The organism is Pseudomonas sp. PME37.24/006, assembly GCF_055556635.1.
On the sequence record NZ_JBVHNL010000254.1, the window covers coordinates 1 to 246 of the forward strand.

At 67.1% G+C, this 246-nt stretch carries 1 protein-coding gene; it reads right to left on the minus strand.

What is annotated here, in order from left to right; translation table 11 throughout:
* Positions 1-246: DUF3577 domain-containing protein (locus ACZ3GY_RS24625; protein ID WP_465912427.1), on the minus strand; the 246-nt coding region annotated here is incomplete at both ends.

Below are 246 nucleotides of genomic sequence, written 5' to 3' on the forward strand. Positions count from 1 at the left end.
TGCTCTTCGACTTCACCTGCGGGCTCGCGCTCGGCGGGCTTGACAGGCTGGTCGGCAGCGGTGTCGGCGGCGTCCTCGGCTTCGGGCGCGGGTGCGTCCTCGGCCTGCGCCTGGTTCGTCGGATAGACCTGCGTGCCGTCGATCTTGATCAGACCGATGTGGATCAGCGTCGATTCCAGGCTCGCTCCCGGCTCCCCGGCGCGCTCACCCTTGGTGCGGATGTACGGATCGATCTTCATGTCGTTC